This is a genomic window from Nannocystis sp. RBIL2 (assembly GCF_026626745.1).
Classification (GTDB): Bacteria; Myxococcota_A; Polyangia; order Nannocystales; family Nannocystaceae; genus Nannocystis.
The window spans coordinates 4,796,389-4,819,054 of sequence record NZ_JAPNJW010000001.1 but is presented as its reverse complement, the minus strand read 5'-3'; the positions used below and the strand labels follow the sequence as shown (position 1 = coordinate 4,819,054).

The 22,666-nt window shown below is 71.8% G+C and carries 21 protein-coding genes and 1 pseudogene; 5 read left to right on the top strand and 17 right to left on the bottom strand.

Annotated features, from left to right (window positions below):
- Nucleotides 1-237: 237 nt before the first annotated feature.
- From OV090_RS19060 to OV090_RS18995, 14 genes and pseudogenes are all read right to left on the bottom strand, one after another.
- A complete protein-coding gene (locus OV090_RS19060) occupies nucleotides 238-960 on the bottom strand; it encodes a hypothetical protein (RefSeq protein WP_267705234.1) in 723 nt (240 codons plus the stop codon).
- Nucleotides 961-1,475: 515 nt separating this feature from the next.
- Entirely contained in the window at nucleotides 1,476-1,670 is a 195-nt protein-coding gene (locus OV090_RS19055) for a DUF3309 family protein (protein ID WP_267705233.1), read from the bottom strand.
- Between the two features lie 78 nt (nucleotides 1,671-1,748).
- Nucleotides 1,749-2,579: an OmpA family protein gene (locus tag OV090_RS50750; RefSeq protein WP_267705232.1), complete on the bottom strand. Its 831-nt coding sequence runs from the start codon at nucleotides 2,577-2,579 to the stop codon at nucleotides 1,749-1,751.
- A 24-nt stretch (nucleotides 2,580-2,603) separates the two neighbouring features.
- Nucleotides 2,604-2,912: a DUF4398 domain-containing protein gene (locus OV090_RS19045; protein WP_267705231.1), complete on the bottom strand. Its 309-nt coding sequence runs from the start codon at nucleotides 2,910-2,912 to the stop codon at nucleotides 2,604-2,606.
- 1,111 nt (nucleotides 2,913-4,023) lie between these two features.
- Nucleotides 4,024-4,890 (bottom strand): lysophospholipid acyltransferase family protein, encoded by an 867-nt coding sequence (locus tag OV090_RS19040; RefSeq protein WP_267705230.1) that lies wholly within the window; start codon nucleotides 4,888-4,890, stop codon nucleotides 4,024-4,026.
- 80 nt (nucleotides 4,891-4,970) lie between these two features.
- Nucleotides 4,971-6,202: pseudogene (locus tag OV090_RS19035) on the bottom strand (beta-ketoacyl-ACP synthase).
- A complete protein-coding gene (locus OV090_RS19030; RefSeq protein ID WP_267705228.1) occupies nucleotides 6,199-6,762 on the bottom strand; it encodes a hypothetical protein in 564 nt (187 codons plus the stop codon). Before OV090_RS19030 ends, OV090_RS19035 begins: the two are co-directional and overlap by 4 nt.
- A 7-nt stretch (nucleotides 6,763-6,769) precedes the next feature.
- The gene (locus OV090_RS19025) at nucleotides 6,770-7,039 is read right to left on the bottom strand and encodes an acyl carrier protein (protein WP_267705227.1); all 270 of its coding nucleotides are present in this window, start codon (nucleotides 7,037-7,039) and stop codon (nucleotides 6,770-6,772) included.
- 96 nt (nucleotides 7,040-7,135) lie between these two features.
- Nucleotides 7,136-8,734 carry a tryptophan 7-halogenase gene (locus OV090_RS19020; protein ID WP_267705226.1) on the bottom strand — a complete coding sequence of 533 codons (1,599 nt, stop codon included), beginning with the start codon at nucleotides 8,732-8,734 and terminating at the stop codon, nucleotides 7,136-7,138.
- 46 nt (nucleotides 8,735-8,780) lie between these two features.
- Nucleotides 8,781-9,164 carry a hypothetical protein gene (locus OV090_RS19015; protein WP_267705225.1) on the bottom strand — a complete coding sequence of 128 codons (384 nt, stop codon included), beginning with the start codon at nucleotides 9,162-9,164 and terminating at the stop codon, nucleotides 8,781-8,783.
- Nucleotides 9,164-9,988, bottom strand: coding sequence for a 4-hydroxy-tetrahydrodipicolinate reductase (gene dapB / locus OV090_RS19010; protein ID WP_267705224.1), 825 nt, complete (start codon nucleotides 9,986-9,988; stop codon nucleotides 9,164-9,166). The genes OV090_RS19015 and dapB overlap by 1 nt, the downstream gene beginning before the upstream one ends.
- 32 nt (nucleotides 9,989-10,020) lie before the next feature.
- Nucleotides 10,021-10,917: a 4-hydroxy-tetrahydrodipicolinate synthase gene (gene dapA / locus OV090_RS19005; RefSeq protein WP_267705223.1), complete on the bottom strand. Its 897-nt coding sequence runs from the start codon at nucleotides 10,915-10,917 to the stop codon at nucleotides 10,021-10,023.
- Between the two features lie 132 nt (nucleotides 10,918-11,049).
- The gene (locus tag OV090_RS19000) at nucleotides 11,050-11,523 is read right to left on the bottom strand and encodes a hypothetical protein (RefSeq protein WP_267705222.1); all 474 of its coding nucleotides are present in this window, start codon (nucleotides 11,521-11,523) and stop codon (nucleotides 11,050-11,052) included.
- Nucleotides 11,516-12,514, bottom strand: coding sequence for a bifunctional riboflavin kinase/FAD synthetase (locus tag OV090_RS18995; protein ID WP_267705221.1), 999 nt, complete (start codon nucleotides 12,512-12,514; stop codon nucleotides 11,516-11,518). Before OV090_RS18995 ends, OV090_RS19000 begins: the two co-directional genes overlap by 8 nt.
- A gap of 244 nt (nucleotides 12,515-12,758) precedes the next feature.
- On the opposite strand from OV090_RS18995, the gene OV090_RS18990 reads away from it, so the two are divergent.
- On the top strand, nucleotides 12,759-13,118 hold the full coding sequence (locus tag OV090_RS18990; RefSeq protein ID WP_267705220.1) for a hypothetical protein: 360 nt from the start codon (nucleotides 12,759-12,761) through the stop codon (nucleotides 13,116-13,118).
- A gap of 57 nt (nucleotides 13,119-13,175) precedes the next feature.
- Here OV090_RS18990 and OV090_RS18985 read toward each other — a convergent pair whose 3' ends face one another.
- The gene (locus tag OV090_RS18985; RefSeq protein ID WP_267705219.1) at nucleotides 13,176-14,093 is read right to left on the bottom strand and encodes a hypothetical protein; all 918 of its coding nucleotides are present in this window, start codon (nucleotides 14,091-14,093) and stop codon (nucleotides 13,176-13,178) included.
- A gap of 378 nt (nucleotides 14,094-14,471) precedes the next feature.
- Between OV090_RS18985 and OV090_RS18980 the strand changes: the two genes are divergently transcribed.
- The 3 genes from OV090_RS18980 to OV090_RS18970 all read left to right on the top strand — a co-directional run bounded on the left by OV090_RS18980 (nucleotide 14,472) and on the right by OV090_RS18970 (nucleotide 18,047).
- Entirely contained in the window at nucleotides 14,472-14,960 is a 489-nt protein-coding gene (locus tag OV090_RS18980; protein WP_267705217.1) for a DUF4398 domain-containing protein, read from the top strand.
- Entirely contained in the window at nucleotides 14,957-16,216 is a 1,260-nt protein-coding gene (locus tag OV090_RS18975; protein WP_267705215.1) for an OmpA family protein, read from the top strand. Before OV090_RS18980 ends, OV090_RS18975 begins: the two co-directional genes overlap by 4 nt.
- A 79-nt stretch (nucleotides 16,217-16,295) precedes the next feature.
- Nucleotides 16,296-18,047, top strand: a complete 1,752-nt coding sequence (locus tag OV090_RS18970; protein WP_267705213.1) for a hypothetical protein — start codon at nucleotides 16,296-16,298, stop codon at nucleotides 18,045-18,047.
- A gap of 92 nt (nucleotides 18,048-18,139) precedes the next feature.
- On the opposite strand, the gene OV090_RS18965 is transcribed toward OV090_RS18970, so the two are convergent.
- Entirely contained in the window at nucleotides 18,140-19,300 is a 1,161-nt protein-coding gene (locus tag OV090_RS18965; RefSeq protein ID WP_267705211.1) for a type II secretion system F family protein, read from the bottom strand.
- Between the two features lie 14 nt (nucleotides 19,301-19,314).
- Nucleotides 19,315-21,003, bottom strand: a complete 1,689-nt coding sequence (locus OV090_RS18960) for an ATPase, T2SS/T4P/T4SS family (RefSeq protein WP_267705209.1) — start codon at nucleotides 21,001-21,003, stop codon at nucleotides 19,315-19,317.
- A 228-nt stretch (nucleotides 21,004-21,231) separates the two neighbouring features.
- Here OV090_RS18960 and OV090_RS18955 point away from each other — a divergent pair, with 228 nt between their 5' ends.
- The gene (locus OV090_RS18955; RefSeq protein ID WP_267705208.1) at nucleotides 21,232-22,563 is read left to right on the top strand and encodes a class I SAM-dependent rRNA methyltransferase; all 1,332 of its coding nucleotides are present in this window, start codon (nucleotides 21,232-21,234) and stop codon (nucleotides 22,561-22,563) included.
- Nucleotides 22,564-22,666 lie beyond the last annotated feature (103 nt).

Sequence of the window (22,666 nt, the reverse complement as noted above, 5' to 3'; positions counted from 1 at the left end):
CATCCGCCATCTCGCGTCCTTTCGGCGCGTCATTCTTCGCGCGGGGCTGCTTCTCGCTTCGATGCGAGGCGTCCTGTGGGACAGGTTCAGTCGAGCGTTGCTTTGCACGCTGCAGCCGTGAGGGCCGAGGCGCCGCCGCGAGAGGAGGATGATCGTGGGCGGCGCGTCACGTCGCTACGACGACTGGTTCGCGCCGATGTGAGGTGTCCTCTGAACCAGGTCCGTCGTTGGGTCGGGTCAGCCGCCGGCTTCGCACTGGTCGGGGCCGAAGCCGAAGCAGGCGCCGAAGCTGCCGCGGCTGTTGCAGTGCTTGATGCACACGGCTCCCTCGCCGCATACGTCGCCGCCCCAGCCGAGGCAGGTGCCGCCGCCGTCGCGTGAGATGCAGCGGCGGGCGCAGGCGGCCGAGGGGCCGCATACGTCCTGGCCCCACATGGTGCAGTCGCCGTGGGTCGAGCGCGTGACGCAGCGCTGGGTGCAGGCCATGCTGGGGCCGCACGCGTCGGGGCCGTAGGCCATGCAGGTGCCGTTCTGGGCCCGCTGGATGCAGTGTTTGGCGCACTTGTAGCGGGTGCCGCAGGCGTCGCGGTCGTAGGCGAGGCAGGTGCCGTCGGTGCTGCGCTCCTTGCACCGCACGGCGCACGCGTAGGCCTCGCCGCAGGCGTCGGCACCCCAGGTGTGGCAGTCGCCGTAAGTGCTGCGGACGGCGCAGTCCTTGGCGCACACGGCGTCGGCGGCGCAGAAGTCCTGGCCGTAGGTGACGCACTCGCCCTGCACGTCGCGGCCCTCGCAGGCGAACACACAGCGCAGCTGATCGGCGACGCACGAGCCCCGGGCGCACGTGAAGCCGCTGGGGCAGTCGCCAGGCTTCTGGCAGTTGCCGGCGCGCGAATCGCCGACCGGCGCGACACCGACGAACAGTCCGAGGAAGAACGCTGCCACCAGAGAGAGGCGAGGCACCACGCGTGGAGCGTAGCAGGCGGCAAGCCGGGTTCACGCGACGAGCGATGACGCGCGGGTTACACGCGGCCGTGCGCTCCGCGCGGTCTTCTCCCCGAAGGCGCGCGCGAGCATGGAGCGCGTCGTCGCGGGAATACGGCGAGCGAGGGCTTCCGCCAGAAACTCCTGAGATGGTAGCTGCGCACCCGAGGGGCCGACGTGAGGGCCGAGCGGGCCTTCAGCAGTCAGTGGACCGTCGAAGGCGCTGCGGTGTGGGGCCGGGCGGGTCCTTTTTGGCATCCAGTGGAGCGTCGCCGGCGTTGCCGTGGGGACCACGGGTCCTTCAACAGCCAGTGATTGTCGAGGGCGCTGGTGTGTGGGACCGAGCCGCCCTTCTTAGCATCAGCGGATCGTCGAGGACGCTGCCGCGAGGGCCGGTCCTTGGGGAGCCGGTGGATCGTCGACGGGCGTGCTGCCGTGGGAGCGGGTGCTTGGAGCCGCGAGTGGATTGCTGCCCGGTGTGCCGGGCGCCGCCGTCAGGGCAGGGTGACCGGGACGACCCAGGGCCACGAGAAGGCGATGAGGTCGAACCACATCAAGCAGATCACGACGAGCAACATGAGGCCGATGATTCCGCTCGGATAGTAGCCCCAGTGCCGAGTGTGTTGATACTTCGGCAACGTGCTGAGGAGCAAGATCGCCAGGATGATGACGAGCCAGAAGCCGAACATGGCAGTGTCTCCGGGTCACGCGGGGACGCGGATTCGTCGAATCATCGACGAATCCCAGGTCGGCCGACGAGGTGAGGATCACGGCGACGGCGGTTGAATGACGATCTCGACGCGGCGATTGTTGGCCCGGCCCTCCGCGGTGGTGTTGCTGGCGACCGGTTGGGTCTCGCCGAGGCCGCGAGCTTCGATGCGATCGGCGGCCACTCCGTGTTCGACCAGGAAGTCGCGGACCGCCTGCGCGCGCGCCTCCGACAATTGCTGATTGAGCTCCGCGCGGCCCTTCGAATCCGTATAACCCTCGACGATGAAGTGCGCGCCGGGATCGCCGGCCGCCAGGGCCTCGGCCACCTGAGTGAGGCGCGAGGTCGCCGAGGGCAGCAGCTCGGACTTGCCGCTGGCGAACAGGACGCTGCCCGAGAGGGTCACCACTGTCCCGCGCGGCTCGCTGCGGACCGCGGCGATCTCGGCCAGAGCGGTGATCGCCAGGGCCGCGCGCTGCTCGGCCTCGGCTCGCAGCTCCTGCTCGGTCGCCAGCTGCGACGCATTGGCGGCGTTCTCGGCCTGCTCGGCGGCGAGGGCCTCGCGCGCCTGCCACAGCTCCGCGTTCCTGGCGGCCTCGACGTGATCGGCGGTGCGGCCCATCACCAGGGCGAGCTCTGCCTTCCGCGTGGCGATGTAGGCGCGGTCACGCGTCTTCGGGGAGTCGCCCTCCACGACGTACGAGCGCTCGGCCCGCGTCAGCGAGCGACGCGCTTCGTCGAGCTCCGCCGGCGTCTCCTTCCGGGTGGCCGGATCGGCGGCGGCTTGTTTATACGACGCGCGGGCCTCACGGAGCTCCTCCGGGATCCGGTGGGCGCAAGCGGTCGGGACGATGAGCGCTGCGAGAACGATGAGCCGATGGTGTGACACGATTGACCTCCGCGAGGATGAGGATCAGTGGGTCGGCGCCGCCGCACCGGGAGGCGTCGCCTGTTTGGCCGCCCGCCGGGCCTCGTGCTCGCGGACGAGGGCGATCGCCAGAGCCGCGTCGCTCTCGGCGCGCTCCGCCATGAGCTGGGCCCGCCCGTGCTTCCTGTTGACGATCAGCGCCCGCGCCCAGGCGACCTCGTGCTTGGCAGATTCCAGGGCCTGCGCCGCCTCCGGCACCTGCGACGCGCCGAGCTTCTCCGCGGTGTTCACCGAGGCGATCGACGCGGCCAGCTCTTGCGACTCCGGTGCGGTCGCGCATCCGGCCGCGAACATGACGAATACGAGGCTGAAGAATGTCGCTCTCATATGAACTCCCCCGACAGGACTCGACGGAGTTCACTATGACATGAGCGCGATTGCAATCAACCGGACCCGACGACTGCAAATCTCGCCCACCGAATTGCTGCGAGAGCGAGCGGCCGAGCCACGGACTGCACATTCACCGCCCGCCCGCCCGCGCGCTGCGAAGTGAGCTCTGCCGGGCCCGAGGTTTTCATCCTCACCCGGCGGGCGGACAGCGAGGCGCCTGACGAAGCCGCGGCGCGTCGAGGCCGGGCATGCCGATGGACGGAGATACGGCGTCGTGCAGGCAGATCTGGAACGAGGGCGGGCAGCGGGGGCGCCGGACGAAGCAGCAGGTCATCGAGGCTCGGCGAGTCTGGCCGATGAAGAACCGGGGCTGTGCAGGCGGAGCTTCAACATGGACGATGTGTGCAGCGGAGCGCCTGACGAAGCAGCGTGTCGTCGAGGGCCGGCGATGCCGATGGACGGAGAGACGGCGCCGTACAGGCAGATCTGGAACGAGGGCGGGCAGCGGGGCGCGTGATGAAAGCCCGGCGAGTTTGGCCGATGGAGAACCGGGCTGTGCAGGCGGATCTCAACAGGGACGATGTGTGCAGCGAGGCCCCTGACGAAGCAGCGGCGCGTCGACACTCGGCGAGTCTGGCCGATGGGAAAACTGGTGCCGTGGGGGCCGCTCACGGACCTGAGCGGTGAGCGTACCGAGACGCGCGGCGAGTCTGGTTGACGGGGAGCCGGCCTCTCACGGCTGCAGCCGTGCCAGGGGTTCGGGGAAGGGCCGGCCGCGAATTAGAGGCGAGATGGGCGCGAGGAACGAGCGTCCATCGTGCCGGTTAACTCGCGGCCGGTCCTTCCCCGGACCCCCCGCGAGGCGCAGTCGGCAATTCGCGAAGCGACGATCCACGATCGCCGCGATTCGATGCCCGGACCGACGGATGCTCCAGACGCTGCAATCGCGGCCGGCCTTCCCCCGCCGCGAACGCTCCAGATGATGCAATCGCCAACTACGGTGGGGAGTGCCGTGGCGAAAGCACGGCACTCTCAGCCCGACACAGCCGGGACAAACTCCGCGAGCTCGACGGGCTCAGGTCTGCGGCAATTGAGCCACCGGCGCCGCGGCCAGGGCGGTCGCGTCGCGCTCGCGCAGCATCTCCGCGAAGCGGCCGTCGTACATCGCCCGCAGCTCGCGGTTGAGCTGGCGCGGGTCCAGGTCGCGGCCGGCCGTCTCGATGACCGGGAAGAACTCGACGCGGAACGCTCCGCGGCGGTCGGGCACCTCGTACCACGGCTGGTGCTTCATCAACATCGGCGGGTTCACCGAGATGAACGCCGGCACGATCGGCACCCCTGCGCGCACCGCAGCCTCGACCGCGCCGCGGCGGAAGCGTCGCATCTTGCGCTCCCACGAGCGCGACGCCTCCGGGAAGATCACCAGCGCGTGGCCGGCCTGCAGGTGCGCCACCATGCGGTCGACCACCGCCGGCATGTCGCCGTCTGAGCCTGCATCTTGCGACATGTCCGAAGAGCCATCCGTCAGCGCCGCCGTGCGGTCGGTCCCTGGGATGTGGCCGGCGTAGCGCATCAGCACGCGCAGCATCCACGAGCTGTACCAGCTCGGCTTGACCACCGACGACAGCCCGGGCGCCAGGCCCATGAGGATCAGGGTGTCGATCAGCGACGGGTGATTGGCGATGACGACGTAGCCGCCGCCGCGCGGGAAGTCGGGCGGGAGCTCCGGGCGGGCGAAGTCGATCAGCCGCACCATGTGCAGGATGTCGATGAAGCGGCGGTAGATCGCGCAGATGATCCGCTCGATCCGCCGTCGCTTCTCCTCCGGGCTGCCTGGCCACAGCGCGAGGATCGGCAGTCCCACCCAGCCGGCGACGCAGCCGAACGCGAAGAAGCCGACGAACGCGAGGCCGGACACGGGGATGCGCAGGAACTTGGGCACGCGAGACTGCCTGATGGGCCGGGGGATGAGGCGCGAGGGGCAAAGGCGCGCCTCGCCGGGCTGGGGGCCCGCGGCCGGTGTCAGTCGACCCGGCCGAGGATGAGGCTCGTGTTGACGCCGCCGAACGCGAAGTTGTTGCTCATGATGATGGCCGGGCGGACGTCACGGACCTCACGCACGTAGTCGAGGTCGGCGCAGCGGGGGTCGACCTCGACGAGGTTGCGCGTCGGCGCGAGGAAGCCTTCGCGCAGCATGGAGATCGAGAAGGCGGCCTCGATCGGCCCGCAGGCGCCCATGGTGTGGCCGGTGTAGCTCTTGGTCGAGGACAGGGGGACCGGGCGGCCGAACACCTCGCGGGTGGCGTTGCTCTCGGCCACGTCGCCGATGTCGGTGGCGGTGCCGTGGGCGTTGACGTAGTCGATGCGGTCGGGGCCGAGGCCGGCGTCGCGCAGCGAGCGGTGCATCGCCTCGCGCATGCCCTGCTCGGACGGGGCGGTGATGTGGAGGCCGTCGCAGTTGGTGCCGTAGCCGAGGACCTCGGCGTAGATCGTGGCTCCGCGGGCCTTGGCTCGCTCGTACGACTCGAGCACCACGGTCGCGGCGCCCTCGCCGACGACCAGGCCGTCGCGCTTGGCGTCGAACGGCCGCGGGCTGAGGTCGGGCCGCTCGTTGTAGTTCGTCGAGGTGGCGAACATCAGGTCGAAGGTGACCGCGGTCGTGTAGTGCATCTCGTCGGCGCCGCCGGCGATCATGACGTCCTGCAGGCCGTACTTGACCGCCTCGTAGGCGGTGCCGATCGCCTGGGCCCCGCTCGCGCAGGCCGAGGTCACCGGAACCACCCGGCCGCGGACGCCGAAGAACTGGGCCAGGTTGGCGGCGCAGGTGTGCGGCATGAACTTGAGGTAGCTGGTCGACTGCAGGCCCTTCATGCTCTGGGTCGTGAGCAGGGTGGTGCAGAACTCGGCCAGCGCCTCGGACGAGCCCGAGTTGGAGCCGTACGACAGGCCGGTGGCGCCCGAGCCGAGGGTCTCCTCGTCGAGCCGGGCGTCGGCCAGCGCCTGCTCGGCGCTGTAGGCGGCCAGCAGGGCCACGCGGCCCATGGTGCGGGTCTTCTTGCGGTGCCAGCGACGCTCGAGCTCGAGGCCGGTGACGACGCCGGCCAGGCGGGTCCGCATCTCTTCGACGCGGCCCCACTCCGGCTTGGCGACGATGCCGTGCCGGCCGCTGCGCAGCGAGGCGCTGGCCTCGGGAGGTTGTGGCCGATCGGGCAGACGATGCCGACGCCGGTGATGACGACGCGACGCGGGTTCATGGCGCGGGCTCCGAATTGTCACGGCCGTCGCGGCCGTCGAGGCGGGGGCTGCTGGATGTCCCGGAGGACAGGTCGCTGCCGGGTGTCCCGGAGGACAGGTCGCTGCCGGCCCCCGCGGCCGGCGAGGCGGCCGCGAACTCGGCCGGGTCGCCGCGCAGGACGGTGACTGCGCCGGTGGCCAGCCGCTCGTCGCCGCGCGAAAGGATGCACTGGAACTGCGCGACCGGGCCGCTGGCCCACTGTTCGCGGCAGTGGACGTCGAGGACGTCGCCGACGCCGAGGTGCGAGACGGCGAGCTCGAGGTCGCGGGCGCCCAGCAAGAGGCCGCGGAACGGCCCCGCGCCGCCGGCCCTGCTCTTGTAGGCGAACAGGGCGGCGACCGCCTGGGCGAAGTACTCGAGGGCGATGAGCGAGGAGACCCGCTCGCCCGCGACGAACGGCGCGCCCGCCCGCACCGTGGCGCGGCAGGTCACCGACTCGGCCTCGGCCGCCGTGAGCGCGTCGAGCAGCAGCATCGGCGGGCGATGCGGCAAGATCTCGTCGAGCGGCGGGAAGGCCACGGACCCGTCACTCCTGGGTCGGGGGTACGTTGGCGCTGGCGAGCTCGGACTCGACGAGCTTGACGATGTCCTCGACGGTGCGGATCTTCCGCGCGACCTGGACGTCGATCCGGCGTCCGGTGACCTCGTGGAGCTCGACGAACATGTCGATGGCGTCGATGCTGTCGAGGTCGAGGTCCTCGAAGAGCCGGGATTCGGGGCGGATGTCGTTCGGGTCGAGCTCGAAGCTCTTGACCAGGATCCCGACGATCCGATTGTAGATTTCCGCGCGCGTCATGCTGGGGGTCGTTCGGCGAATGGTACTTGCAGGGCCCGGGGAGGTAAAGGCGCTCCCGGGGGGCTCGGAGGGCCGTGGAGCCGCTGGCTCGGCGGCTCAGGCGAGGGGTTCTTGGAGCATGAACTCGTACAGGGGCAGGGCGGGGGCCTCACGCGTGGGGACGACCCCCAGCTCCTGCAAGATGGCGAGGCCGCGGTCGCGGGTGCCGTTGAAGATCGCCTCTGTGGTGCGCATCACCTGCCGCCGCGGCCGCGGCGCGAACATGTCGTCCATGAAGTCGACGAGGTCGAGCTGGTAGCAATACTGACCGAGGTTCTTGCGGTAGTAGCCGCCGCGGGCGTGCATCTCGCCCTCGATCTGCTTGAAGAAGCGGGCGAAGTTCTCGAGCCCCTGGAGCACGAACTCTTTGCGCCGCAGCTCGCTCTTCAGGTAGCGCAGGTCGAGGTGCTGGTCGGTGAAGAACGGCGCCGCCCACAAGTTGTAGTAGCAGGCGATGTCGAAGTCCCACTTGAGCTTCAGCAGCTCGTAGCTGCCGAGCACCGAGTAGAGGTCGCGGTACAGCAGCACTGTGGCGGCGAACCGGAACTGCATGAACTCGTCGTAGGCGTCCGACCGCTCGCGGATGTCGGCGCGGCTCTCGCCGGCGGCGTCGCGCGCGATCAGGTCGACGATGTAGTCGCTCTCGATCGAGATGAAGTCGCTGCCCGGGCTGTAGAAGGGGTCGGTGAAGGCGGCGGCCTCGCCGAGGAGGAACCACCGGTCCTCGCCGCGGAAGAACCGCTTGGTGCCGTAGGCGAGCTGCTTGTACGAGAGGATGTCGACGAGCTCGGCCTCGCCGCCGCGCAGCAGGTCCCACACGGCCTTGTGGCCCTTGAGGAACTCGAGGAAGCCCTCGGGCTTGCGCCAGGCGTCGCGGAACTGGGCCTTCTCGCCGACCCAGCCGACGCTCATCACTTCCTGGCCGAGCGGGATGAACCAGATCCAGTAGCCGGGGTAACAGAAGTGATTGGTGCTGAGGAAGCGAGCGGTGTTCTGCACGCGGCCGCGCCACTCCGGCGGGCCCATGTCGTCCATGTCGGCGTAGCCGCGGAACCGGCCCCAGACGGCGCTGACCGGCAGGTCGGTCGGGACGCGCAGGTCTTGATCGCGGGCGACCAGGCTGGCGCGGCCGCTGGCGTCGATCAGCCACTTGCAGCGCCACCGGGTCTGCTGCTCGCCCTCGGTGACGGTGAACTCGTGCTGGCCCGGGCCGGCCTCGCTGCTCGGCGAGAGGGCCAGGTCGTGGGCCTTGGCGCCGAGGTGGACCTCGACGCCGGCGTCCCGGTTCATGCGCAGGAGGTCGTTCTCGAGGCGGGCCCGGTCGAGCTGGAACGAGGGCAGGCGCAGGAGGTGGCGGCTGCCGAGCTCGGTCATGTCGTACAGCTCGGCGTTCTTCTCGGGGGTGTCGAAGAAGAAGCGGAGGCCGTTCTTGGGCAGCTGGTGCTGGTAGAGATAGGAAGTGAGGCCGAGCCGCCGGGTGAGGTAGTTGCCGGCGATCTCGACCGACGACTCACCGACCTTGAAGGAGCCCTCGGTGCTCTTCTCGAACAGCGCGACGGACAGGCCGGGGACCTGGCGGCGGAGTTGGCGGGCGATCAGATTGCCTGCGAGACCACCGCCCAGCACGGCGACGTCGACGGTTCGAACAGCTTCCACGAGTCCTCCGGGAGGTGATGACATAGCCGATGGACGGCGCCGGCGCTCAACCCTGCGATTCGGCCGCCGTGGCAAAGGTCATGACCCCGAGAGTGCAGGCCTGACCTTCGCGATCGATCTGGAAGTGCACCCGCGGCGCCGCCTCGCCGCGCTCGAGCTCGACGGTGAGCCCGAGCGCGTCGCCGGGGGCGATCGGCTGCTTGAATTTGAGCCTGCCGACCCGCGTCGGCTCGCCGAGCTCGGGCCACAGCGCGTGCACCCGGTCGAGCACGAGGGCCACCAGCTGGGCCACCCCGGGCAGCACCGGCTCGCCGGGGAAGTGGCCGGCGAAATAGAGCAGGTCGGCGGGGACGCTGACGGCGAAGGTCGCGGTCTCGCCGCCGGTGGTGCTGCTGCGCCGCACCAGCTCGAGGTCGAAGCGGTCGCGCATCAGCCGAGGTCGCCGAGGCCGATGACGTCGGCCATGGAGTAGAGGCCAGGCGCCTTGCTGGCCACCCACCGGGCGGCCCGCAGGGCGCCGCGGGCGAAGATCGCCCGGTCGAAGGCGCGGTGGGTCAGCTCGAGGCGCTCGCCGTCGGCGAGGAACATCAGGGTGTGTTCGCCGATCGAGTCGCCGCCGCGGACCGCCGCGACGCCGATCTCGCCGCGCTCGCGCGGGCGGGCCTGCTCGCCGGCCCGGTCGGTGCGCATCACGCCCTCGAGCTCGCGCCCGGTCGCCTTGGCCACGGCCTTGGCGATCCGCAGGGCCGTCCCCGAGGGGGCGTCGCGCTTGTGGCTGTGGTGGATCTCGAGCAGCTCGGCGTCCCAGCTCTCGCCGAGCGAGCCGGCGACGAGGCCGGCGATCTTGGTGAGGAGGGTGACGCCGACGCTGAAGTTGGCGGCGCTGACGATGGCGATCTCGCGCGAGGCGTTGCGCAGCAGCTCGCGGGTGGACTTTTGCAGGCCGGTGGTGCCGAGCACCAGCGGCACGCCGGCCTCGACGCAGCGGCGGATGTTGGCCTCGGTCGCGGGGGCCAGCGAGAAGTCGACGACGACGCTGTTGCGCCGCGGCCGCAGCTCGTCGACCACGGTCACGCCGATGTCGTGCAGCCCGGCGAGCCGGCCGGCGTCCTGGCCGAGCCCGGCGCCGCCCTCGCGGTCGACCGCCGCCTCGAGGATCATGGAGTCGCTGAGCACGATCTCGCGGATGAGAGTCTTGCCCATGCGCCCGCGGGCGCCGACGATGCTGATGGGGACGAGGCGTTCGGTCGTCATGGTGGTAGCGTCTGGCCTTTAGGACCTGTCTCTCAGGACAGGAGTCCGAGGGTGCGCAGGGTGTCGGCCAGCCCCTCGCGGGCGGGGCGGTCGAGCGGGACGAGCGGGAGGCGGATGTCGTCGGTGCAGCGGCCCTGGAGGGCGAGCGCGGCCTTGACCGGGATCGGGTTCGGCTGGCTGAACAGGGCCCGGGCCAGCGGGTAGTGGCGGTCGTGCAGGGCGCGGGCCTCGTCCCAGCGGCCGGCCGCCGCGGCGTCGCACAGGCCGGCGACCCACTGCGGGGCGACGTTGGAGGTGACCGAGATGACGCCGTGGCCGCCGAGCGCGAGGAACGGGAAGACGGTGAAGTCGTCGCCCGAGAGCAGGGCGAAGTCGCGGCGCCCGGCCAGCAGCTCGCGCAGGCGCGCGGCCCGGTTCAGGTCGCCGGTGGCCTCCTTGATGCCGACGATCTTCGGGTCGCCGGCCAGCTCGGCGACGGTCTCGGGCAGGAGATCGCAGCCGGTCCGCCCGGGCACGTTGTAGACCACCACCGGCAGGTCGCTGGCCTCGGCGACGGCGCGGAAGTGGGCGACGAGGCCGGCCTGGGTCGGCCTGTTGTAGTAAGGAGTGACCTGCAGCGTGCCGTCGGCCCCGGCGGCCTTGCAGGCGCGCGCGAGCTCGACGGCGTGGGCGGTGTCGTTGGCGCCCGCGCCCGCGAGCACGGGGACGCGCCGCCGCGCGGTCTTGACGGTCAGCTCGACCACCCGGAGGTGCTCGGCGGCGCTCAGGGTGGTCGCCTCGCCGGTGGTGCCGCACGGCACGAGGCCGTGGATCCCCGCGGCGATCTGCGCCTCCACGAGGGCGATCAGGGCGGGCTCGTCGAGCTCGGACGCGCCGCCGGCGGTGCGCCGCATGGGAGTGATCAGGGCGGTGAGTGCTCCGCGGAACATGAGCGGGCGGACACTAGCACAGGCTCCCAGGCGCGCGCGCGTCCGCGGGCGCGCGCGGCTCCGGAGGCGCGCGAACGTTGTGCGCGGCGCCACCCGGGGCGCGCGCGAGCGGCCCGGCGAGCGGCGGCGCGGCTACGGGCCCGGCGGGGTGGGCCAGGAGATCGCTTCGTGGACCGCGAGGTACTGCAGGCCGCCTTCGCCGAGGCGGGCCAGGCACAGGCTGGCGCTGGCGGGGCTCGGACGCGGGCCGCCGGCGATCGGGAAGGTGTGCTCGCCGGCGTCGGCGGGGCAGCGGGCCGAGGTGATCCACGTGCTGGTGCGGCCCGGCAGGGCCGGGACGGCGCGGAAGACGGCGAGGATCAGGTGCAGCGCGGGGCCCTGGGGGGCGTCGTGCCAGCGGACGACGACGCCGCGGCCGGGCTGGAAGGCGGCGTAGAGGCGCGCGCGCGAGCGCTGGGCCAGGCGATCGGCCAGCGCGAGGGCGTGGCCGTGCAGCGGATCGGCCGCGAGCACGCGGGCGACGACCCGGCGCGCCTGCTCGAGGTGGTCCTGCTGCATGTACAGCTGGGCGAGCGTGGCGCTGACGAGGGTGGGCGCTTCAGCCATGGTCGTCCTCCCAGGTGGCGGCGGCGCCGAGGACCGCGTGGGCCAGCCAGGCCGGGGTGAGGAGCGGGCGCGCGATCTCGATGTCGCGGGCGATCTGGGCCACCAGCGCGGCCGCGGAGGGGAACCGCTCCTCCGGGCGCAGGCGGGCCGCGAAGGCGACCTCGACCGGGCGGTCGTAGAGCGACTGGCCGAGGTCGACGTCGAGCGCGTGGACCTCGAGGGTCTGGGTCCCGCTCTCGCCGAAGGTCGGGTTTTGACCCAGGTTCATGACCGCGGGCCAGAGCTTGCCGGCGTCCGGGTCGGGGCTGACGAGCGCGAGCGCGCCGGCGTAGACGCCCGGCGGGGGCAGCAGCGGGTTGCGGACGGCGACGTTGGCGGTCGGGAAGCCGAGGCCGCGGCCGCGGCGGGCCCCGGAGACGACCGGACCCTCGACGCTGTAGGCGCGCCCGAGCATGGCGGCGGCGGCGGGCAGGTCGCCGCGCTCGACGGCGCGCCGGATGCCCGAGCTGCCGAGCTTGGCCTGGGTCGGGTCGGCGGGCAGGCTGACCTCGGCGACGACCTCGACGCGGACGCCGGCGGGGGCGAGGACGCGGCGCAGGTCGTCGGGACCGCCGGCGCGGCCGGAGCCGAAGCGGAAGTCGGGGCCGACGACGACGGCGGCGGGGCGCAGGCCGGCGAGCAGGAGCTGCTCGACGAAGGCGTCGGGGCTGGTGTCGGCGAGGGCGCGGGTGAACGGGAGGACGACCAGGCTGTCGACGCCGAGGGCCGCGGCGACGCGGGCGCGCTGGGCGAGGGTCTGCAGCCGCGGCGGGGCGCGCTCGGGGGCGAGGACCTGGGCCGGGTGCGGGTCGAAGGTGACGAGGGCGACCCGCGGGGCCAGGGCGGCCGCGCGGCGCAGGAGCGCCTGGTGGCCGAGGTGGAGGCCGTCGAAGGCGCCGATGCACGCTGCCGTGCCGGGAGGAAGGGGCGTGGGCTGCCGCAGGAGGCGCATGGCGACCGGCGGCGAAGCTAGCACGCGTATGAGGGCGCGGAGCGCGGGCGGCGCGGGGCTTGGCTCACGCGCGGGGGCGCGGGACGGCGTTGGCGGGCCGGTTCGCGGCAGGCGAACGGGGGTTTGTCGGGGCGCGACCGGTGACGTCACGGAGGCGAGATCGGGCAGTCGCGGGGACGGGGCTCGCGCGAGTGGGAAGCGGGGACGGGCGGCGGCTTGTGGCGAGAAGGTGTAGGGTTTCAGCATGCCGCGGCTGTCGCTCGGGCTCTGGTTGATCCTCGTATTCGGCTGCGGAGAGTCCGTCCGCGAGGTGTACACGCAAGGAATGAAGGCCGAAGGCGAGGCCGAGCGCGGGCCGTGCAAGCTGATCTTCGATCAGCAGCTCGGGCAGAACGTGATCTCCGCCGACCAGATCCAAAGCTGTCTCAAGGGCCAGGAAGAGGCGCTGGCGCTGTACGACCGGGCCTCGGCGCTCGGCCTCAAGGACCTCGACTTCGAGCGGACGCGCGAGCAGGCGCGCGAGCGGGCCAAGCGGCTGCAGGGCATGCTGTCGACGCTGCGAGAGCTCGAGCAGCCCGAGTACCCCGGCGGCAAGGCGCCCTGAGCGGCTCGGGGATCGGCCCGGGGCGCACGGTCGCGGTCGCTGGCCGTGCGGCCGGGATCAGGGCAGCGCGCCGCCCTCGATCCAGCGGACGATCGCCAGCATCTCCGGGTAGGGCAGGGGGGCGTCGGGGGGCATCGGGTCGCCGCGGACGCCGTGCAGGGCCTGGCCGTCGTCGTCGCGCAGGAGCACCTGGACGAGGAAGCTCTCTGAAGGGCGGCGCGGGACGACCATGGGGAAGCCGGTCGACTGCCGGCGGGTCGGCAGGACCAGGCCGGCGAACGCGTCCTGCGGCGACGACAGGTCGAGGCGCTCGTAGGCCAGGTCGTCGGGGTCGCGGTGGCAGCTGCAGGCGGGGTTGTTGCTGGAAAACACCTGCCCGGGGGCGAACAGGTCGGTCAGCGTCGGCGCCGGCGCGGGCGGGTCGGTCTTGCCGTCGTCGTCGGGCTCGCGGACGTAGAACTGCAGGATGTAGAGGGGGCCGCCGTCGTCGGCGACCCACCCGGGGGTGGTGACGTCGAGCTGCTCGCCGGCCCAGCCGACCGCGGAGGGGGCCAGGCGGACGCGGTGGAGCACGCCGGGGACCAGCGGCTCCTTGGCGCGCAGGGACACGACGCTGCCGGGGCACCACGGGGCGTCGGCGGTGCCGCTGCTCTCACCGGGCGGGCGCCAGGCGAACAGTTGCAGGTCGAGCTGGGTGTCGAAGGTGACGAGGCCGGAGCGCAGGGAGGCGTCGAGGTCGTCGAGGGCGCGCGGGTCGAGGGTGCCGGAGAAGCAGAAGTCGATCTGGGCCCCGGGAGGCACGTCCTCCGCCATGGGGCCGGGGATCGTCTCGAGGATCTCGAGCCGCTCGGAGATCGGCTCGAAGCGCGGCGTGTCGCTGACGCGGGTACAGGCGAGGGCCGCTGCGAGCGCGATCCCGGCGGCGAGGCGGGCGGCCGGGCGCGCGAAGAGCGGCCGCTGGCGGCGTGACTGCATCGGCTTGCAGCGTACCCGTCAGCGCCCAGGAGAGCCAGGAGCGACCGGGAGGCCCGGGAGGGCTTTTCCCCACGGCTCGCAGGGACTCGGCCGCAACCCCGAAACCGCAGATAAATCGCGGACAAATCGCGGATAAATCGCGGATCCATCGCGGACCCGTGTACAGAAGTCCCGTGCAGGGCGGCTCTGTCGGGGCCGTGGCGGTGGAGGTCGGCTTGTTGACCCTTTGCGCCGGCCCCTGGTATCGTCGCGGCGATTTCGGCAGTCGCCGCGCCCGCCCGGGCAACCCCGGCTCCATGGTCCCCTCGGGGCCGGGGCCGGATCTTACGACCCCCTCCAACCGACGCCTGCCACGATCTCGAACCAGGGAGCCTTCTGGTGCTGCGAACAACGCGATTCGTCAAGCTGATCCCCATCGTCGTCGCGGCCGCGTGTACCGCGGGCTGTGGACCCTTTGGGTACCTCAAGAAGGTGGCCAAGGAGTCGACCCGGGCGGTGGCGGACGCCGAGGCGGCCGGCGCCGAGGAGAACGCGCCCTATGAGTACTGGGGCTCGGTGACCTACCTGGAGCAGTCGAAGATCTTGATGGGCTACAGCGAATACGAGCGCTCGTTCGACTACGGCGAGCGCGCCAAGCAGCTCGCCGAAGAGGCGAAGAAGAAGGCCGAGATGCGGCGCAAGGGGCAGATGGACCAGCGCGCCGAGGGTGTGGCCACCCCCGACGAGGTGCCGGCCGGGACCACCGGCGACGGCAAGGCGGCCGGTGACGGCAAGGCGAGCGGCGACGCGAAGGCGAGCGGCTCGACGGGTGCAGGCGGCGCCAAGGGCGAGGTCAAGGCCGGCGTGTCGGTCGGAGGTGGCAAGTGAACCGCCTTACTGTTTGTGTCGTCGCCACGGTGGCGAGCTCGTTCGTCGGGCTCGGGTGTCTCGGCGAGCGCCTGCTCGGCAAGGTCCAGGGCACCGATACGGTGCTGCAGGGCGCGATCGCCGACGGCTCGAAGTCGATCGGCTGCGCGCCCAAGGAGACGGCGATCGCCGAGGCGAACATCCGCTTCTCGCGCGACGCGCTGGCGATGGGCGAGTACTACCGCGGCAAGGACCACGCCGAGAAGGCCGAGCTGTACACGCAGCTGGCCCGCAAGAAGACCGACCCGGTCCGCTGCAAGGACCCGAACGTGGTCAGCCGGCCGCCGGTCGGCGCCAACGACCGCGACTGGGACGGCTACGACGACATCGCCGACAAGTGCCCGGACGACCCGGAGGACTTCGACAGCTTCGAGGACGACGACGGCTGCCCCGACAAGGACAACGACAAGGACGGGGTCCTCGACGCCGACAAGCTGACGAAGGACGAGGCGCGCAAGAGCTACACCTGGTCGACCAACGACAAGAAGACGGAGGGCGGCCGCACGGTCGACTGCCGTAACGAGCCGGAGGACATCGACCAGTTCGAGGACGAGGACGGCTGCCCCGACCCGGACAACGACCGCGACACGATCCTCGACGTCAACGACACCTGCAAGAACGACCCCGAGGACTTCGACGGGTTCGAGGACGAGGACGGCTGCCCCGACGTCGACAACGACAAGGACAAGGTCCTCGACGCGGCCGAGCTGGTGCGCAACCCCGACGGGACGTACCAGTGGATCAACAAGGACAAGAAGACCGAGAACGGCGTCGAGGTCGACTGCCGCAACCTGCCCGAGGACTACGACGGCGTCGAGGACGAGGACGGTTGCCCGGATGTCCTGAAGATCGACAACTGCCAGATCAAGCTGTCCGACAAGATCTACTTCAAGTTCAACAAGTGGGACATCGACCCGAAGAGCTTCAAGGTGCTCGACGAGGTCAAGGACACGCTCAACGCCGCGCCGGACATCAAGATCTTCATCGAGGGCCACACCGACAGCAAGGGCTCCGACAAGTACAACAAGACCCTGTCGCAGAAGCGCGTCAACAGCGTGCGCGACTACCTGGTCAAGGCCGGCATCGACACCGCCCGCCTCGAGCCGATCGGCTGGGGCGAGGAGAAGCCGATCGACAGCAACAAGACCAATGAGGGCCGCGCCAACAACCGCCGCGTGGAGTTCAACCTCAAGGACTGCAAGAAGACCATCCAGTGATCGGCGCCGCGCGCCGAACCCCCTGGACACCCAACGCCGGCTCCGAGCCGGCGTTCGGCTAGAAGGAGCCCGAGATCCTGTGCGAACGCAGACCCTCGTCCGTCCCCGTCGACTCCGCCCTGCGGGCCTGCTGTCCGCCGCCCTGTCGCTGGCGGTGATCCTGTCCTCCGGGACAGCCTTCGCCGACTCGCGCGACGATCTCAAGGCCGCCTACAACAAGGCGCTCGGGCAGTACAACAACCTCGAGCTCGACCAGGCGCTGGCGGCCCTCGACCAGGCGCTGGCGGGCACGACGGCGGACGACCCGGCGACGGCGCCGCTGCGGATGCTGCGGGCGGCCATCATCTTCTCGAACTCGGGCAACAAGAACGAGACCACCGCGGCGTTCGTCGACGCGGTCAAGGCCGACTACAACGTCACCATCCCGACCGAGCTGCGCTCGCCCGACCTGCAGAAGCTGCTCGACAAGGCGCGCAAGGACTCCGGCGCGAGCGCCCCCAGCGAGTACGTCCGCCACACCTCGCCGTCGGCCGACGGCTGCGGCCAGGACCTCAAGTTCGAGGTCCTCACCTCCGGCATCCCCGACGGCGGCCAGGCCGGGCTCTACTGGCGCAACGTCGGCGACTCGGGCGAATTCAAGTCGGTGACGATGGACGCCTTCGGCAACATCGCCACCGCCCAGGTGCTGGCCTCGGAGCACGGCGACAAGCCGGTCGAGTACTTCGTCTACGTCTACGACGGCGCCAACAAGGCGCTCGGCAACAAGGGCGCGCAGGACAACCCGCTGGTCGCGGACGTCAAGTGCGTGAAGGAAGTGCCGAAGGAGAAGGAGCCGGAGAAGCCGCCGCCGCCGAAGCACTCGCTGCCGAAGATCTTCATCAACATCGGCCTCGGCACCGGCGTCGGCGTGGCCCGCGGCGTGGCCGACCAGAGCTACAGCCAGTACACCCCGGCCGGCAACTTCAACTACGGCCTCAAGGAGTTCGCCTGCGCCCTGGCGCGGTGGAGCAGCGGCACCGGCGACCTGCCCGGCGACCCGACCCAGTACCAGACGCAGATGGGCCCGACGGTGATGGCCTACGGCACGCCGTACTCGGTCGAGCAGCTGGCCGGGGCCTACAACGCCGGCGAGTGCGCGGCCCACCACAAGGTCAGCACCGGCATGGCCTCGGCGCCGTTCCACATCGCCCCCGAGATCGGCGGCCGGATCGGCAAGAAGCTGGTGCTGTCCGGCTTCCTCCGCATCCAGGCAGTGACCGGCTCCAAGGTCTACCGCGACGACCCCAAGGCCTCGCTGCCCGACTCGTACATGAACGACGTCACGAACCCCAACCCGGAAGGCATCCGCAGCAAGCCGGGCGTGACGATCGCAGGCGGCCTCAAGATCAAGTACTTCCTCGGCTCCGACGAGAAGAAGTTCCGCCTGTTCGTCGGCGGCTTCCTCGGCGGCGGCTTCACCCGCCTCCGCGTGCCGATGGGCTTCGCCAACGACCGCAACGGCAACAGCGTGCCCGACGACAAGGAGACCGCGTTCGAGAGCGGCGGCCCGTGCACCGCGGTGTGGCCGTACAAGTACGACTGCGGCGACCCGGGCTCGATGGCGAGCGTCGGTGCGGGCCAGCAGGCCGCCCAGGTCTCCGCCAACTCCGACAAGACCCAGCGCATCGACACCGTCCGGATCGGCGGCGGCATGCTCGGCGGCGTGTTCGGCTTCCACTGGCAGGCCGCCAAGCACTTCGGCCTGTTCGGCGAGCTCCAGGTCGGCGTGTGGTTCCCCCGGACCACGAGCCTCCTCATCGACCTCAACATCGGCCCGGTCATCACCTTCTAAAAAGAGGGCAGGTCCTCTGGGACAGGGCGCGAGGGACATGTCCGCGAGGGCATGTCCCTTCGTCGTTCCGGCGGTCGGCGGTTGGGTGCCCGTCAGGCGGCGCGCAGCAGCGGGGCGGCCAGCGCCAGGGCGGTGGTCACTGCCAGGGTGATCGACGCCGCGTGGCAGGCGCGGGCGAAGCGACCTGTCCTGCGGGACAGCCACTGCATGGCCGCGTCTTCCTCGAGCTCCGCGAGCCGGCGCAGCGTCGCGGCCAGCTCGCCGCCGCGGTCGGCCGCCCGGACCGCGCGGGCGAACCCTGCCGGTAACCCGGCCTCCGCCAGCGCCGCCCCGAGCTCGCCGCCCTGCGCCACGCCAGCGCGCGCCCGCTGGGCGGCCTCCGCCAGCTCGCGGTCGCCGGCCTCCCACGCCGCCAGCTCGAGAGTGACCTGCCGCGGCGCCTCCGCGGTGGCCAGCAGCGCGAGCGCGCGGGCGAAGCGGGCCAGGGCCAGGCGCCGCCGCGCCTCGACCAACCCGGCGGCGAGGCCGAGCGCGCCGGGCCGCAACGAGGGGAGGATCGCCAGGAGCGCCGCGGCAACCACCACTGCGGCCGCGACAAGACCTGTCCCGAGAGACAGCCACGGCGCGACCGTCAGGACGTCCGCCGCGGCGCCGGTCGGCACCAGGTCGAGGCGGCGATAGAGGCCGCCGACGGCCGGGACCAGCACCGTCGACAGCGCCGCCGCGCTGCCGAGCAGCACCGCCGCGGCGATGGTCGTGCGCATCACGGCGGCGCGCACGGCGGCTCGCGTCGCGTCGGCCCTGGCCAGCAGCTCGATCAGCGCGGCCAGAGTCGGATCGAACAATCCGCGGCCGTCGGCCTCGCCGAGCGCCCGGGCCGCGAGCGCGCCGAAGATGGTCGCGTGCTGGGCGAACGCCTCGCCGACGCCGGCCCCCGACTCGACCGCGAGCTGGGCCGCGTGCAGCGACCGCGCGACCGCGCCGCGGCTGCTGCGAGCCCCGAGCTCGAGCGCCTCGGCGGCCCCGACACCGGCTGTCCTCAAGGTCAGAAATTGCCGCAGGGCCGGCAACAGGGCCTCCGCGGGGGCCTCCGCGAGGCGCGGCGCGCCGCGGCGGCTGCTGCGGTCGACGCGGGTGACTCGCAGGCCGCGGCGGCGCAGCGCCTCGATCACCTGCACCTCGTCGACCCCCGCCAGCTCGCCGCCGCGGATCTCCCCGGCGCTGGTGCGAGCCTCCCACACGAACAGCGGCATACCTGTCCTTCGGGTCAGTCGGTGGTCACGCGCAGGACCTCGTCGATCGAGGTCGTGCCGTCGACCACGCGCAAGAGCCCTGCCTGTCGCAGCGGGCGCATGCCGAGCCGCACCGCCTCGGCCCGCAGCTCGCCGACGCCGGCGCCGTCCATGATCCGCTCGCGCAGCGACTCGCCGATCGACATGACCTCGAAGATCGCGGTGCGCCCGCGAAAGCCGCCGTGGCAGGCCTTGCAGCCGCGCGCGCGCCGGGGCGAGGCGTCGCGCGCCAGCGCCGGCGGGACCCCGGCGTCGATCAGCCGCTGCACGCTGCAGCTCGGGTCGGGCTCGGCGCACTCGGGACACAGGCGTCGCACCAGCCGCTGGGCGATCACCAGCGAGGCCGCGGCCGCGATCACGTGCGGCTCGACGCCGAGGTAGACGAGCTGGACCAGCGCCGCCGCGGCGTCGCCGGCGGACAGGGCCGCGAGCACGCGCCGACCGCCGGCGGCAGCCTTGGCGCACAGCTCGGCGGTCTCGAAGTCGCGCAGCTCGCTGACCATGACGATGTCCGGGTCCTGTCGCAGCACCGCGCGCACGGCCGCCGCGGGGCCGAGTTCGGGGTGGACCTGGACCTGCGAGACGCCCTGCAAGTGGTACTCGACCGGGTCCTCGACGGTGGCGATCCGCACGCTGTCGGCGGTGAGCTCGCCGAGCGCGGTGCACAGGGTGGTCGAGCGGCCGGCGCCCGCGAGGCCGGCGACCAGCACGAGGCCGTGCGCGCGGTGCAGGGCGGCCCGCACCTGCCGCAGTGGTTCGCCGTCGATGCCGAGCCGTGCCAGGTCGGCCGGCAACGCGGCGCGGTCGAGCAGGCGCAGGCGCAGCGCCTCGCCGAACACCGTCGGCAGGGTGACGACGTGGAACGCGACCTCGCGCTCCTTGCCGGCCTTGAAGCGCAGGCGGCCCTCGAGCGGCTGGCGGCGGTCGCCGACGTCGAGCCCGGCCTGCTGCTTGAACTTGCCGATCAGCGACGCCCCGTAGCCGAGCGGCGGGTCCATCTCGTGGTAGAGCGCGCCGTCGATGCGGTAGCGGACCCGCATGCCTTTCTCGTACGGCTCGATGTGAATGTCCGACGCGCCCTTCGCCAGCGCGTTGCGCAGGATCGCCTCGCACAGCCGCCCGGCCATCGTCTGCTCCGGCTCCGACAGCTGCGGCGGCGGCCGCTCGCGCTCCGGCAGGCTGACTGCCGGCTCGAGCCCGAGGCCGCCGAGGACCTCGCCGTACGGCGCCGCCAGATCGACCTTGTCGTAGTAGCGGGCGATCGCCGCCTCGATCGCCGGCTCGAGGCTGACCACCGCGTCGATGTTGAGGCTGGTGTGGAACTTGAGGTCGTCGACCGCCAGCATGTTGTTGGGGTCGGCCATCGCGACGATGAGCTTCGACCCGGCGCGCTGGACCGGCACCGCCAAGTGGCGCACCGCGAGTGACTTGTCGACCGTGCGGATGACCGACGGATCGATCTCGTGGGTGGCGAAGTCGAAGTAAGGGACCTTGAAGTGCTCGGCGAGGAAGCCGGCCAGCTGGCGCTCGCTGATGAAGCCGAGGCGCAGCAGGATCGTGGTCAACCGCTTGCCGAACGCGCGCTGCTCCGACTGCGCCCGCTGGAGCTGCGGCAGCGAGATCAGGTCGCGATGGACCAGGAGTTCGCCGAGTCGGTCTGCCATGCGGGCTCGGCCGGCGCCGGCGGGCGCGGCCCAGGGCGCAAAAGCCTACAGCCCTCCGCCCGGCCCGCCAAGCGAGGAAACTTTCGCGGCCCCTCGCGCCTGTCCTTTGCGCCACGGCCCAGGGCCCACGGACCGCTGTCCGGCCGCAGCGGCGCGATCGGCTCCATGGCCAGGAGACCTGATTTTTTCGCCACGTCGCGGCGCTATCGCCTATTCTCCGCGGCCGCCATGCCACCCAACGACGGCCGTCCGCTGCGCACTCGCCCCGCCACTCGCCCCGCCGAACCCTCGCGGCCGCAGCGACGCGGCGGCGGCGGCGAGGCCGGCAGCGACGCGCCGCCGCGCCGCCGCACCCAGGGCGGCCACCCGCGCCCGGCGGTCCGCGGCCCGCACGTCAAGGTGCCGCACGAGGTGGCCCGCCTGCTGCGCGCCGGTCACCCGTGGGTGTTCCGCAACGCCGTCCTGCGCCCGCTCGCGCTGCCCGAGGGCGCCGTCATCCCGGTCATGGACCTCGACGGCTACCTGATCGGCCACGGCCTGCACGAGCCCGAGGGCGCGATCGCCATCCGCATGTTGAGCCTCGCGCCCGAGTTCGAGTGGAACGAGGCCGAGATGCTCGCGCGCGTGCGGGCCGCGGCGCGCCGTCGCAGCGTCGGTGTGCCCGCCGAGGCCTGCCGCCTGATCCACAACGAGGCCGACGGCTTCCCCGGCCTCGCCGTCGACCGCCTCGGCAGCCACCTGCTCGTCTACAAGTACGCCAAGATCGCCGAGACCTACCTCGACGCGCTGGTGCCGATCCTCGAGCAGGAGTTCAAGCCCGCCGGCATCTACATGCAGGACCGCGTCCGCGGCGTCACCCCCGACGACCGCCGGCCGCCCGCGTTCCACCTGGCCGGCAAGGCCGCGCCGCCGGAGATCGAGGTCGACGAGGATGGCCTCAAGTTCCTGGTCGACGTGACAGCCCCGGTCTCGCCCGGCCTGTTCCTCGACCTCCGAGAGGGCCGGCGCCTGTTCGAGGCGTGGTCGCGCGATCGCAGCGTGTGCAACCTGTTCAGCTTCACCGGCGCGTTCGGCCTGCGGGCCCTCCGCGGCGGCGCGCGCTCGGTCACCCACGTCGACGCCGCGGCCCGCAGCCACGCGCGCTGCCGGCAGAACCTCAGCGCCTCGAAGATGGACCCCGAGGCGATCGAGGCGATCACCGGCGACGCGTTCGCGCTGCTCGAGAAGTTCCGCCAGCGCGGCCGGGTGTGGGACCTCGTGATCGTGGACCCGCCGCCGTTCAGCAACGTCAAGGGCAGCACCTTCAGCGCGCTCAAGGACTACGGCGAGCTGATGCGCGCCGTCAGCGGCGTCGTCAGCCCCGGCGGCCACGTCCTGGCGATCAGCAACGCAGTGCGCCTCGGCGAGGAGGAGTTCCTGCTGGCCGTCGGCGAGGGCGTGCACGCCGCCGGCCGCGCCGCCCGCCTGGTCGGCGAGTGCGGCCTCCCGCCCGACTTCCCGGTCCCGCCGGCCTTCATCGAGGGCCGCTACCTGAAGATCAAGCTGCTGCAGTTCGACTGAGAGTCCGCGGCGCTTCGGCACGCCGGCGCTTCGAGCGTCGGCACAGGTCGAGTCCTCGCGGCACCGCTTCCCTTTGAAGCACGAGTCGCTGCCCTGAGCCCGG

Excerpts from the sequence above, each read along its gene's own strand:
- OV090_RS19055 (WP_267705233.1), bottom strand. The coding sequence starts at position 1,670 with ATGTTCGGCTTCTGGCTCGTCATCATCCTGGCGATCTTGCTCCTCAGC.
- OV090_RS19045 (WP_267705231.1), bottom strand. The coding sequence starts at position 2,912 with ATGTTCGCGGCCGGATGCGCGACCGCACCGGAGTCGCAAGAGCTGGCC.
- OV090_RS19025 (WP_267705227.1), bottom strand. The coding sequence starts at position 7,039 with ATGACGCGCGCGGAAATCTACAATCGGATCGTCGGGATCCTGGTCAAG.
- OV090_RS19015 (WP_267705225.1), bottom strand. The coding sequence starts at position 9,164 with ATGCGCGACCGCTTCGACCTCGAGCTGGTGCGGCGCAGCAGCACCACC.
- dapB (WP_267705224.1), bottom strand. The coding sequence starts at position 9,988 with ATGACGACCGAACGCCTCGTCCCCATCAGCATCGTCGGCGCCCGCGGG.
- dapA (WP_267705223.1), bottom strand. The coding sequence starts at position 10,917 with ATGTTCCGCGGAGCACTCACCGCCCTGATCACTCCCATGCGGCGCACC.
- OV090_RS19000 (WP_267705222.1), bottom strand. The coding sequence starts at position 11,523 with ATGGCTGAAGCGCCCACCCTCGTCAGCGCCACGCTCGCCCAGCTGTAC.
- OV090_RS18995 (WP_267705221.1), bottom strand. The coding sequence starts at position 12,514 with ATGCGCCTCCTGCGGCAGCCCACGCCCCTTCCTCCCGGCACGGCAGCG.
- OV090_RS18990 (WP_267705220.1), top strand. The coding sequence starts at position 12,759 with ATGCCGCGGCTGTCGCTCGGGCTCTGGTTGATCCTCGTATTCGGCTGC.
- OV090_RS18985 (WP_267705219.1), bottom strand. The coding sequence starts at position 14,093 with ATGCAGTCACGCCGCCAGCGGCCGCTCTTCGCGCGCCCGGCCGCCCGC.
- OV090_RS18965 (WP_267705211.1), bottom strand. The coding sequence starts at position 19,300 with ATGCCGCTGTTCGTGTGGGAGGCTCGCACCAGCGCCGGGGAGATCCGC.
- OV090_RS18960 (WP_267705209.1), bottom strand. The coding sequence starts at position 21,003 with ATGGCAGACCGACTCGGCGAACTCCTGGTCCATCGCGACCTGATCTCG.
- OV090_RS18955 (WP_267705208.1), top strand. The coding sequence starts at position 21,232 with ATGCCACCCAACGACGGCCGTCCGCTGCGCACTCGCCCCGCCACTCGC.